The sequence below is a fragment of the Pedobacter sp. UYP1 genome, assembly GCF_040547305.1.
In the GTDB taxonomy this organism is placed as follows: domain Bacteria; phylum Bacteroidota; class Bacteroidia; order Sphingobacteriales; family Sphingobacteriaceae; genus Pedobacter.
Genome location: NZ_JBEPPL010000026.1, coordinates 16,806 through 29,734 on the forward strand (window position 1 = coordinate 16,806; position 12,929 = coordinate 29,734).

At 38.8% G+C, this 12,929-nt stretch carries 7 protein-coding genes; all 7 read right to left on the minus strand.

Annotated elements, in window-relative coordinates; translation table 11 throughout:
* Positions 1-108 precede the first annotated feature (108 nt).
* On the minus strand, positions 109-3,012 hold the full coding sequence (locus ABIB30_RS26690) for a ligand-binding sensor domain-containing protein (RefSeq protein WP_354306068.1): 2,904 nt from the start codon (positions 3,010-3,012) through the stop codon (positions 109-111).
* Between the two features lie 213 nt (positions 3,013-3,225).
* Complete coding sequence (locus tag ABIB30_RS26695; protein WP_354306069.1) at positions 3,226-4,179, minus strand: DUF1735 domain-containing protein; 954 nt, start codon at positions 4,177-4,179, stop codon at positions 3,226-3,228.
* A gap of 30 nt (positions 4,180-4,209) precedes the next feature.
* Positions 4,210-5,721 carry a SusD/RagB family nutrient-binding outer membrane lipoprotein gene (locus tag ABIB30_RS26700; RefSeq protein ID WP_354306070.1) on the minus strand — a complete coding sequence of 504 codons (1,512 nt, stop codon included), beginning with the start codon at positions 5,719-5,721 and terminating at the stop codon, positions 4,210-4,212.
* A 3-nt stretch (positions 5,722-5,724) separates the two neighbouring features.
* Complete coding sequence (locus tag ABIB30_RS26705) at positions 5,725-9,174, minus strand: SusC/RagA family TonB-linked outer membrane protein (RefSeq protein ID WP_354306071.1); 3,450 nt, start codon at positions 9,172-9,174, stop codon at positions 5,725-5,727.
* Between the two features lie 191 nt (positions 9,175-9,365).
* Entirely contained in the window at positions 9,366-10,358 is a 993-nt protein-coding gene (locus tag ABIB30_RS26710) for a FecR family protein (protein ID WP_354306072.1), read from the minus strand.
* Positions 10,359-10,453: 95 nt separating this feature from the next.
* Positions 10,454-11,053 (minus strand): RNA polymerase sigma factor, encoded by a 600-nt coding sequence (locus ABIB30_RS26715; protein WP_354306073.1) that lies wholly within the window; start codon positions 11,051-11,053, stop codon positions 10,454-10,456.
* A gap of 153 nt (positions 11,054-11,206) precedes the next feature.
* Positions 11,207-12,145 carry an oxygen-dependent tRNA uridine(34) hydroxylase TrhO gene (gene trhO / locus ABIB30_RS26720; RefSeq protein WP_354306074.1) on the minus strand — a complete coding sequence of 313 codons (939 nt, stop codon included), beginning with the start codon at positions 12,143-12,145 and terminating at the stop codon, positions 11,207-11,209.
* Positions 12,146-12,929: the final 784 nt, after the last annotated feature.

Consider the following 12,929-nt stretch of genomic DNA (forward strand, 5'->3'; position numbering starts at 1 on the left):
AATGCTGCTGAAATACCATTTAAGATAGGATGCCAGACCAGATATGTCGAAAAGAAGAATAGATGTATTTAAAACGTTTTTTAGGCTTTGTGTAGTAATGATGTAGTGCTAAAGCTCCATAAAGAACTCTGCAAGGTTCTTGTCGTGTGGTATATTCAGCTTCTTGCGCAGCCTGTATCTCCGGATTTCAACCCCTCTTAATGAAATGTTCAATAAAGAAGCCATTTCTTTACTGCTCATATTCATGTGCAGATAGGCGCATAATTTAAGGTCGTTCGGAACCAGATCCGGGTGACTTGCTTTCAGCTTTTTGAAGAAACTTCCATGCGCCTCGTTGAAGCTGGTCTCGAATAAATTCCAGTCCCTTTCATCATTCATTCCTTCATCAATAACCTTCTGGATTTTTCTGAACTGGTCATCCGCAAGGGCCTTACCTTTCTCGTCTTTCAGCTTGATCATCTCCTGACTAAGCTTTTGTAATAACTCGTTTTTATAAACCAGGCTCATGGCCGAATTTGCCAATTCCCTGTTTTTACTTTTCAGTTCTGTTTGTAGTCTTTCAGTTTGAATAATGCTGAGTTGTTTCTCTCTTTCTTCTGCCTCTTTTTTCAGGAAAATCTCTTTTTCCAACTCCACTTTAGCCAGGATCTCATCATGATCTTTGCGCAGCTTTAGCTGATATTGTTTCTTAGCCAGTACAAACAGTAAAATAATCAATAATACATAGAGTGCGAAAGCCCAGTTGCTCGCATAAAAAGGAGGGAGGACTGTAAACTCAAACACACTGACTTTACTCACCAGTTCATCATTGATTTTAGCACGGACCAGGAACCGGTAACTTCCTTTACCCAGGTTTGTAAAGTCTTTCGCAGACGAAGGGCTCCACTCAGACCACTGGTTAGAATAACCTTCCAGGTAATACTGGAATTTGATTTTTGCCTGTCTGTAATAAGGAAGCGAAAAGGAGATCCTGATATTGTTCCTTTTGAAAGGGATTTCTACTTCCGAACCACTATTCCCATTTTCACTGATTGTTTTATAAGCATCAGTTACATCCTCTACTTTTCTGATCAGTACTGCCGGTAAAACGGTTTTCTTTCCATGGTCATTACCTGCTATTGCATCATAAATTACAAAGCCATCGTCTACACTAACCAAGTGCATGGTATTACTGATCGGACTGATGTTTTCATAATACTGAACCATTCTGCCGTCCAGTAAACTCAGCCGGTTAGAGTCTATGTTCAATTTACCCGGCTCACTAAAATCGACCATTGCTGTTTTTCCATGGTTGATAAACCAATATTTCTTGACACCAGCATTGATAATCTTATTCGAATTGGCAAAACTTCCCAGTCCTTTGTTTAACTCCTTATAGGGTGTGAAACGATTGCTGATTTCATCATAGAGCATAAAACCAGCATCAGAAGAGAAAACCAGTTTATTCTCTAAGGTAAACAGATTGATATTGTAATTGCCGGGAAGGCCATTACTTTCATCGTAATAATGAGTTTTAATCACCCTTTTAAAATCAGGACTTAGGGTAAGCTTGTATAGACCTTTATAAGCATGACTTACCCAGATGTCTCCCCTGGAATCCTGTTCTACATAACGGGAAGGTTCTTCAAATTTCTGGATTTTAGTAAAATACTTCCATTGCCCATTTGCATCTTTCTGATATAAAACAAGGCCATTATATGTTCCCTGAATCAGGTAATTGGGATTACTATTTAACTTTTTAATAGTCCAGCCTCCACTATTGCTGGAAATCTTTTCAAGCTGATTACCGTTTACTTTAAAACTGCCCACATTGTGGCCCATAATCAGCTGACCATCCAATACGCTCAGATCCCATACCTGTCCCTGCGAATTGGGAACGAGTCTGAAGTCAAAGCTATTGAAGTTTTTGCCATTTCCAGGAACCCACGGACTGTAAAACAGACCTTGATTTGTACCCAGATATATATTATTATTGTAAATCAAACTGGAATAGACTGTCCCAAACTGTCCGGCTTTATCCAGATAAAAGTAAAGCGGGGAGTTCAATTCAACTCTGTCAATCCCATTATCCAGCCCTGCCCAGAGATTCTGCTCATTATCAGTGAAGACACTTAATACCGTATTGTTCTGTAAACCTCTCGACTTATTAATCTGCTGTACAATATTTCCTTCCTGATCAATCAGGATGATTCCATTCAGGATAGTACCAAAAGCATAATACTGATTGTTTATTCTGCTGCCATTATTGAGCTGGAATGTTTTGAGGAAATCATTGGCAGGGATATTAAAAGGCGTGAAAGTCGAACCATTATAGATGAATAAACCATCTTTACTGGTACCAATCAGCATACTTCCATTTTTATAAGGAAGAATCGTCATGATATTTTTTGGACTAGTCAAGTCTGTATGTGGAAGTGGCGTTAAACTATTTCCTTTCAGCTCGAATATCCCTTTATCTAAAATTTCAATTAAAAATCTGCTGCCTACATGGTGCAGGAATAAAAATGAGCCCTGTCCTTTGATCTGGCTTATTTTGTTGTTCTCATATATATAAATCGTAGTGAAAGACTGAAAGATGATTCTTCTGCCATCCACAATAATTTTCCAGATCTCGTCAGAAAGCTGACCCGTTTTAGGAATCAGTTTCACCAATGAAGTATAAGTTAACTTCTTGTTTTGTGTAGACCAATAACCAAATTCACCAAATCCACCAGTATAAACCTTTCCTTTGGAATCAGTGGCTACTGAACGTACAATCTGGCGGTTAGGTAATTGGTATTGCTGCCAGTATTTACCATCATAAGTAAGCAGACCTTGTGTATTACCAAAATACATGATTCCCTGGGCATCTTTAGCGATAGCCCAATTCTGATTTCCAGATAGGTAGACTGACTTTGGGAAATTCTGAACATAAGGAACACCAATACTCTTTATTTGTGTTGCCTTCAGGGACGTACCTGTTAAAATAAAACACAGGAACAACAGGGAATTCAGTAGATAACGGATTTTCATTTATAAAATGGATGCTCAATTATTTAGAAGCCGCAAATTATACATTAAAAATTAGTTTCCCTTTATAAAATCGAACACAACACCTGTGATTTTCCTTTCCGGCCTGCGTTTACACCACATTAAAGCATATTTATCTATAAACGAAAGCGCCGGTTTAAATTTAAACCGGCGCTTTTCAAAAGAAGGGGGATCACCCTTTTTATGCTGATCGTATTATCTGGCAGATTTGAAAGTCCAGCTTTCGTCAAAGAAAGTCCGGTCAGTTCCATCCTGTACCAGGATATATTTCGTTTTTAAACTTACAGGGACTTTGCCATTCGCAGACATCACGAACTTGTTTTCTCCTGTTGGGTCTAACTTTGCAGAACGCCCGTTTGGTGCTGTTTGGCCATGATAATTTACTGTACTGGTTATCATATTGGTGGCCGGATCAATCGTAAAAATCGGGCTGAAACTACCATAGGTACTATTACCGCCATTGTTTAAAATAGCATGTGCAAATGCATTATTACCCGGATCATAAATCGCTACCGTATACGGGCCTTGAGTAATCAGTTGGAATGTTCTTGGATAAGAACCTGTCAGTAAAGGATTCACAGTATCATTCATCGTTCCGGTAACTGTATAAACACCATCCCATTTGTTTTTTAGTTTAATCACGGTAATTAACGTGCCGAAATTACCACTCACCGTAAAACCGCCGCCATCTGTGATGGTAATCGGTAAAGCATAAGTCACTGTCGGATCTAAATTCTGTGTATTGATCTTAATTGGAAACTGAACTTTACGCTGTCCGGCAGGAATCACAACTTTATTAGAAGCTAAAGTATAACCAGCAGCAGGTAGCAACGTATAGTTTTTGTCATTTGCCTTATTATATTTATCCACAGCTGTGCCATCTACGCTGAGTGTTACAGTTACATCCTGCGGGTTTGCATCAGGGGCAGCATAATTTACATTGACAAAGTAATCCGAAGGCACTTCATCCTGCGTAAATGCAGCATCAATTGTATTCCCGGAACCATTTGCGTTAGAAGACCCGATTGGTAATTCAATAATCGGACTGTTTTTAGAAAAATCCGGCTGCGAGGTATCCTTCAGGCAGGCAGAAAAAGAACTGATCATTACAGCTCCAATCAGAAAGGTATAGCGTGATATTTTGTTCATCTTGTTTTATAAATAAAATTAAATACCCTGTTAATTAATGTCCCAGAATATTCTGGAAGTAAACTGGCTGATCGTTCCCTGGCTTAACACATTATCAGGGTTATAATTATACTCGCTTTGGGGATATAATAAACGTACAGGAACTTTACGAACCGATGCTGCCGGATTGTTTGAAATAGGAATATCGGCAGGGATATTCAATCGGCGGTAATCAGCCCAGCTTTCCATATCGTTCAGCCCATTCATTCCTGCCCATTTCTGGATCATAATCAATTTCAGTTTATCAGCCGCGACATCCCAGTTTGCAACATCACTTTTAAGATAAGTGCTTACATTATCAGCGCCCAGATAAGCGAAGGATTGCTGAACAGCAGATTCATACAAAGTGCGGGTATTGCCATTGATGTAAGTACGTTGTGCGGCTTCGGCCTGTAAGAAAAAGGATTCCACATCAGTGAGTAAAGGCTGTCCCATATCTGCACCCTTTAGTAAACCTGTTCCTATGGCTGATTTGAACTCCGGGTTATCCCCCGAATTTGCAGTCGGGCCAAATGGGCTGCCCGAATAAGTGGTGCCTTTACCATCATTAATCGTGGTATAGAGTTTGCCAAGTCTTGGATCATTGTTATTCTGGTAAAAGTTAAGCGCATACTCACTGGCGATATAATAACGGTGGTTATCAGTAGGCGCAGTTTTGCCCAATGGTGAATAACCGAAGGTCGCCCAGAAAGGATTTTGCTTGCCTGCCGAGTTATTGTATCCCGGATTTACTGAACCCGTTTCCCCAACTCCGATATAACCTAAACCATTGGCAGTAATCTTTGCAATTTCTGCACGGATATAAGTTTCTCTGCCTGGGATCTCAGATTGACGGAGCAAAAGACGTAATTTCAAGGTGTTTGCAAATTTTCCCCACTTGCCAGCGTCTCCTTTATACATAATATCAAAAGCGCCGTCTGCTGAAGAAACCTTTCCGGCGTTTGCTTTAAACATATTTGCTGCAGTATCCAGTTTTTTAGCCATGTCTTCATAGATATCCTGTGCTTTATCGTAACCCGGCCTGATCACTGCTGTCGATTTCAAGGCCTGGCTATAAGGGATATTGCCATATATATCTACTAAATTTTGAAAATCATAGACCTTCATAGTTTTTGCTACCGCAATATAGAATTGGTTATTAATTGCAGTGCCTTTTTTTTCTACGTAGTCATAATCTTCCAGGTTATGATATAAGTTAGCCCAGATACTTGTAAGCACGCCGTAGTTGGTGGTAAATTGATAACTGCGTTCTTCAGCAAAAGCAGATACTGCACCACTATAATTCCAATAACCAATCCATGTGGAAGCGAACTGGTAGAAATTAATAGATCCAGTTGTATTCTTTGCTGTTGAATTTAAGGCATTGGTTAAAACCAGTCCCGGAGTTACATCGGTCGGTTTATTTACATTGGTATTAATATCAAGGTAACTTTTTTTGCAAGCTCCTAAAAGAAGCAAGGCTGCGATGCCAATTAAGGCTGATTTATTTTTAAGCTTCTGCATAGTTTAAAGAGTTATAGTAGCGGTAAAGCCATAAATACGTGTTGGCGGAGTTTGATTCAGGTCGTTTGAGCCTTGTGCATTATCAGTGGTTGCATTGTATTCCGGATCACTGTACATATTGCTTTTTGGTCTGAACATAAATAGGTTTCTGCCTACTAAAGCGAAATTTGCTCTTTTAATAAAATGAGTACGTTCCAATAATTTTGCAGGGATCTCATAACCTATAGAGAGCTCGCGGATTTTCCAGAAAGCTGCACTGGTCACATAATTTTGCATCACCCCGTAACGTGTAGTTGAACCCGCCCAGTAGTCAATTCCACCAGTTCTGGTGGTGATATTTGTATTGGGAACGAAAACACCCGGAGAAGTTTCGATCACTGAATTAGGATATACAAAACGTTCACGTCCGTTAGTGGCAGAACCATAACTGATCCCCGAGAAATCCATCGTACTACCCGCACCGCTATACACTACACTTCCACTACGGTATTCGGCTGTTCCTGATAGTGTGAAATTATGATAACTTAAGCTGGAGCTAATACCAAGGATGTTTTTGGGGGTTGTTTGTCCAAAAAGAATATTAGTCTGGCTTAACTTTGGAAAACCAGTTCCCGGATCTACAATGGTTCTGCCTTGTGGATCTGTAGCAAAACCATTCCCCATTAAAACAGGGTAGGGTTGATCTTTAACAATATAGTTATTGTTACCAATGCTCAGATTTGGTAATCCCTGGTAAAGCTCAACTGCTTTGTTGGTATTGTAAGAATAGTTTACGCCAAGGTTCCAGGTTATTCCACGTCCGTTCTGGCTCACAAATGGTGAACCTTTCAGAGAGAGTTCCACCCCTTTGTTTTTTCCAGATCCTGTATTGATAATTGCATTGGTAAAACCTGTTGCACTTGAAATGTTGATCCCTTTCAGAATTTCCTGATCTTTGGTTGTTTCCCAATACGCAGAGGTTTCCATCGTAATCCTGTTGTTGAAGAAACCTAATTCTAAACCAATCTCCGTAGATACCGTTTGTTCTGGTTTTAAATCAGGTGCGTAAACTGTACCACCTACGCTGTAACCCGCAGTACTTCCGTAAGGAAATCCAGAGCCGACGTCAAATGTAGCTTCCAGAGAATACGGATCGAATTGTACCGCATATACTTTTGCTATACCTCCGCGGATTTTACCATAAGAAAGGATCTTACTTTCTTTAAGTGATTTGAAGGCATCAGTAAAGACGAAGGAAAGATCTGCCGAAGGATAAAAGAAAGAACGGTTTTCTGGTGCCAGTCTTGAATCCCAATCATTACGGCCCGAAGCATGCAGGAATAAATAGTCTTTATATCCTACAGTTAAATCTCCGAAAGCAGCAAGCTGTCTGTCTTTTCTGCTTGTCTCTCCAACATTGGCATCACCTGCACGGTAACCTACGTTATAAAAATCTGGGATAACTAAAAAGTCGGTTCCGGCTGATAAGTCACGTATAGATTTTTGAATGGTTTGTGTACCTGCAATTAAGGTGAAATTGAAATCTGAAACTTTCTTTTTGAAAGTAGCCATGAAGTTTCCTTCCATCCGGCTATTAAAATTAGAATAGTCAGATTCAGTAGCAGGAGAGCTTTGAGGGTTTGCAATGGACTTACCACTGTCATGTGCAAAATCAGAATAATTTACTGCTTTTTTGATATACTTACCGTTTTTAGTGAAAGTAGTAATTCCAGCTCTTGCAGTTAAATTCAGCCATGGGGCCACATCATAAGATAAAGATAGATTACCTAATAAATCATCTCTGCGTTCATTGTTGCGTTGTTGTTGCAGATAGAAATATGGATTCAACCCATAATCATTAAAATAGTTGTCTAAACTCCCGTAGACAGAGTTGATATCCTTATATTGAGTAAGCGGGATATTTGCTGGTGTATTAATAATATTATTATAAATCTGTGAATAAGACTTATCATAATTCTTTTGTGTATAGTTTAACGTATAGTCTATTTTTAATTTGTTGTAGATACGTGTTCCATTAAACCTTGCAGCAGTACGGTTGGCAAAATCACCAGGTACATAACCTTTGCTGTTCACACGCTGCACATTGATATAGGTTGATCCTTTATCATTTCCAGTACTATAACTCAGGTCATTCTGCTCATCAATTCCAGTTTGAAAGAACTTTTTCTTTTCGTCAGATAAATTAGAATAAGGAACCGTCTGTATAGAGCCATCTGGTAGCGTGCGTCCTATTGGACGTAAACTGCCATCAAAGCGATCTCCGAAATTCTGGTTTTCAATAGGTGTATACTGAGGAAATCCGTAAACATCCTGTCCTGATCCACCACCAAACTGTGTTTGCATTTTTGGGAAATAGGCCAGCTGGTTTAATTGTGTCGTATTGGTATAGGTAATCTGCGTCTGATCTTTAACACCATGTTTTGTGCTGACAATCATTACCCCATTAGAAGCTTCAGAACCATATAAGGCTGCTGCATTCGCTCCTTTCAGGATGTTCACATTGTCAACATCATTTGGATTGATAGAATTCAAATAACTTAACGGAACTACTACACCGTCCAATACCAATAAAGCCTGGTTGCTACCCTGGAAAGATCTGTTTCCTCTGAGCACAACTCTGATCTGGTCCCCGGCATCGATCTGATTATTGGTCTGTACAATTTGTAGTCCTGCTACTTTTCCTGATAATCCGGCTGCAAGATTTGTAGGTCTGCTTTGGGTAAGATCCTTTGCATTGACTTGTTGTGTCGCATAACCAAGTTCTTTGGCAGAACGTTTAATCCCTAAAGCGGTAACTACAACTTCTCCCAGCTGATGGGCGTCTTCAGTTAAGATAACATTGACAACTGATTTTCCGGAAACAGGGACTTCTTTATGAACATAGCCCATGTATTCAAAAACAAGGATAGCGTTAGCATCAGGTACTTTAATGACGTACTTTCCTGAACCATCAGTATTTGTTCCTTGTTTGGTTCCTTTAATAAATACGCTTACTCCAGGTAAAGATTCTCCAGTATTGCTGGTTACTGTTCCAGTGATCAGCTGCTGATTGGAATCGCCCTGTTTTTCGGAGGATGAGGACTGAGCTGGTTGTACTTCCAGTAAAATATCCCCATTAATGATCTCATATCGGATGTTGTATTTAGTGAGTAAGTCATTCAGTATATTTCTAAGCGACTTATTTTTCGCGTCAATGGAGACTACGGCGTCTGTATTGACAAAGTCCTTACTGTAAATAAACTTGACTGAAGTAATTGAAGTTACTTTCTTTAACACGGTTTCCAGACTTCTGTTTTTTACAGAAATATTAATGGACCGGTCTAATACAACATCCTGAGCTTTGCTGTTTTCGGCGTAAGAAGCGCCTGAAAGAGCAAGTACAATGGCTAATTGACTCAAGGTGACTTTCATAATTTTAAATAAGCCAATACGGTCTTGTAAAATTAAATTCATAAATTTGATTGTTTCTTTTGAACAAATGAGACAAATAATTCCCCTTTAGAGCGGGTAAGACGTTCTATCAGTCAGGGAATTTTTATTATGGACAGGAGTGGTATGAACACTTCTGTTCCTTTTTTCTGAAAATTTATGGGGCTTTTATTTCTGCATAGTGGTTCTGGATTTTGGTTAGGTTGTGGTTGAGTTTAGTTTTTTAAGGTAATTTTATGCTCATCCCTCACATAAGTCGTATGTACTGATCTGCAAATGAGGAATAGAATGTCTGCAAGATTTTTATCTGTAAAATCGGCGGTTAATCGATATTGGTTGAGTTGTATACCCTCTGCTTGTATTTGCAGGTGATAGTGCTTGCTTAAAATACGGGTTACATTTTCAATTGTTTCATTCTCGAAAGACAGGCTGACGTTATGCCACATGGTTAAATCTGCAGATACTGGTGTCTTTAATAGATGACGCGCTACCTTTTGATAAGTAGCTTCCTGCTGCGGAAGGAGCATGATTTCCTCTGTTTTCTTTGATTTGCTGGAGGTTCTTTCCAGTGTTACTGAACTGTTCTCCGATGTTGTTTGATTGTTCTCTGGAATACTGACTGATACCTTGCCAGTGAGCACAGTTACTTTGGTATTGTTTTCGCCAGGGATAGACCGGATACGGAAACTTGTTCCCCAAACTTTGGTTAATACCTGGCCACTGGTGATCTGGAAAGGATGTTTATGGTCTTTAGTTACATTAAAAAATGCTTCTCCCTGCATGGTTACTTCACGGAGCTGACCAAATTTTGAAGGAAAACTTAAGCTGGCATTTGGATTTAGCCATACTTGAGATCCATCAGGTAAAACTTGTTTGAAAATTATGCCAGTACGATTTTTGATACTGACGATGTTGGTTGCGGCCTGTTTATTTTTATAAAAGTAAATAACGGTCAGTAAGCCAGAAACGAGTAAGATACTGGCTGCAATTTTTAAATAGGGAATGAAGTAGTTTTTCCTTTTGATAGCCGTATCCGGCTGAAGGCTATCTTCGGCAGTGACCTGTTGAATCGTGGTATCCATTTCCTCCTTGATATAAGGATCAAGCTTACCCTGCTTCATCAGGTATACGAAAACCTCCAGCTCTTCGTCTGTTGATTTTTTATCAAGGTATCTTTTAACTAATTTTCTGAGGTAGTCTTCATTCATATTTACTGACACTTATTACTAAGACAATAAAAAGAAGTGACAGGGTAGCAGAAATTTCAAAAAAAAGAGTTTTTATCTTATGCTAAATGCTTTTACTATCGAATGCCATCTAAAATGATCATGAACAAGGTTAAAGATATGCCGAATTCTTTTTTGATAGAAGAACTTAATAGTTTCATCGATTGAACCATGTGATTTTTTACTGCATTCCGGGAAATGTTTAAAGATTTGGCAACTTCATCATAAGTTTTTTCCTGTTCACGGCAAAGTTTGAAGATCTGACGCGTGCGTTCTGGAAGTGAATCCATTGTTTTCTTTAAAAATTCAAGATATTCTTTGTGTAATATATCTTCTTCTACCTCGCTTCTGGTGTCAATGAAACTATTGATAACTTCTCCAATAGCTGCTTCCGAACGAAAAACAACTTTAAGACTATTCAATGTATGGTTACGGGCAACGGTATACAAATAAGCTTTGAATGATTTTACGCCCTGAAGGTAAAGTCTGTTTTCCCATATTTTAATAAAAACCTCTTGTGTAAGATCTTCTGCCAGGGGGACAGAGTGCACAAATTTAATGATAAAGTTATATATAGGGCGGTTATACAGGTCGTATAAGCCGGCAAAACCACTTTCATCTCCAGCAATAAGTTGCTGTAAAAGTATCCCCTGATTGTTTTGTGTATGATTTGACAATTTTATATAGCCAGGATTTATAAGCTGCCCGAAATTCAAGCAGGCTCCTGATATCAAATCTAATAAAATATTTAAGGTTATAAAATGGAGTATGATTAATGTGACTGATTAAAATTCTGAATGATAATCAGTCACACTAAATTGGATGTGATTTTATTTTACAGCAACATTTACTTGCTGAGGAACTTTTACGTAGTATCCTGTTCCGTCGTAAGGGCGACGGCGTGGATTGGTTACACAGGCAGCAGAGCAGCATCCTTCTAGTTTTGTGCCGCATTCATCGCACTGGGTAATGTGCTCATTACATTCAGGATTAGCACAGTTGATCATTTTTGCAGTAGTTGTTCCACAGTTATAGCATTTTGATACTATAATGGGGTTTACTGAGTTTACATCTACGGCTATACGATTATCAAATACATAGCATTTTCCTTCGAAGTCTTCTCCACCTGCTTCTTTACCATATTTGATAATACCGCCATGTAATTGATAAACATCATTAAAGCCGTGGTGAAGCAATAGGGCAGAGGCTTTTTCACATTTAATTCCTCCTGTACAGTAGGTAAGTACTTTTTTGTCTTTGTACTGAGCGAGTTCGTTTATTTTGTCCGGAAACTCTCTGAAGTTATCAATATCCAATGTAATGGCATTTTTGAACCTGCCAAGGCTGTGTTCGTAATTTGAACGCACATCCAGGATGATTACATCTTCCTGATCAATCATTTCTTTAAATGCTGCGGGTTCAAGATGTTTCCCTGTCTGTTCATTAGGATTGATAATACTTGTATCTCTTAAACCGGAGTGTACGATCTCAGATTTATAACGGCAGTGCATTTTGATAAAAGAAGGTTCTGGAACTTCATCGATCTTAAATTCTGTCTTTGCAAAGCGTTCATCTGCATGAACTGCTTCCATATAAGCTTTACAAGCAGTTTCTGTACCTGAAACTGTTCCGTTTAAACCTTCGTCAGCAACGATGATCCGCCCGACAAGACCTAATGATTTACAAAATTTAAGGTGATCGGCAGCAAATTGCTCTGCATCTGCTATAGGACTATAGCAGTAATATAGTATTGTATTGAATTTTTCCATAAAAAATTGATACCGCTGCAAACGGCGTTTAACAGCTGCAAATTTAAGAATAAAATCTAAATACTGTGAAAATTGATTTAGATGTGGTTAGGAGAGTTTTTGTTGAGTATATATAGTGTATGTATACATAAATATAGTGTTTGTATATAGAATAGTATAAGTGGAAAAAGGAGAAGTAAGGTGCTGAATAGGGTTTGAATTGATATTTGAGGTGATTTTGGTTTGTTTTGAAAAGGGGATAGGTGTTATTTCCTTTTGTTTGCGGAGGTGAGTGGTAATTGTTTAACCAGATTTTATTGGTTGTATAACAATGGTTTGAGATGGGTTTGAAAGCCTTTGATGCGGAGAAAGGTAATTCCGGAGAAGATAGGGTAGTTTTTTTATGGGGTATGCGCAGATGAAATTAGTACGGTAACAGGTGATGAAGTAAAGTAAAAGCGGTAGAATAACCTATGAGGTCAAGTGATTCTAGTACACTTCGGAAGAAAAGTGCCACTGTAGTGGGTTAGAACGACATTGAGACGGTGCTAGAGTGAATGGGAAATGTTGTGCCCCTGTTTTCTGATGTTTCAGGCAAGTTACTGGCTGTGTTCTCCAGCAGGTTGTAACGGACTTTAAACGGAGTTGATACGGGGTTGAAACGCTTCGAGCCGTATCAACCCCGTATCAACTCCGTTTGAAGTCCGTATTGTCCTATACTGAGATTAGTTTACAGTAGAAAGTAGATTACTAATTTATGTTTACCTAGTTTATTACAATTTCCTGCCCTTAGTTTACAATAGGA

What these genes read in the sequence shown, in the direction of transcription:
- trhO (WP_354306074.1), bottom strand. Translation starts at nt 12,145, where the DNA reads ATGGAAAAATTCAATACAATACTATATTACTGCTATAGTCCTATAGCA.
- ABIB30_RS26705 (WP_354306071.1), bottom strand. Translation starts at nt 9,174, where the DNA reads ATGAATTTAATTTTACAAGACCGTATTGGCTTATTTAAAATTATGAAA.
- ABIB30_RS26710 (WP_354306072.1), bottom strand. Translation starts at nt 10,358, where the DNA reads ATGAATGAAGACTACCTCAGAAAATTAGTTAAAAGATACCTTGATAAA.
- ABIB30_RS26695 (WP_354306069.1), bottom strand. Translation starts at nt 4,179, where the DNA reads ATGAACAAAATATCACGCTATACCTTTCTGATTGGAGCTGTAATGATC.
- ABIB30_RS26690 (WP_354306068.1), bottom strand. Translation starts at nt 3,012, where the DNA reads ATGAAAATCCGTTATCTACTGAATTCCCTGTTGTTCCTGTGTTTTATT.
- ABIB30_RS26700 (WP_354306070.1), bottom strand. Translation starts at nt 5,721, where the DNA reads ATGCAGAAGCTTAAAAATAAATCAGCCTTAATTGGCATCGCAGCCTTG.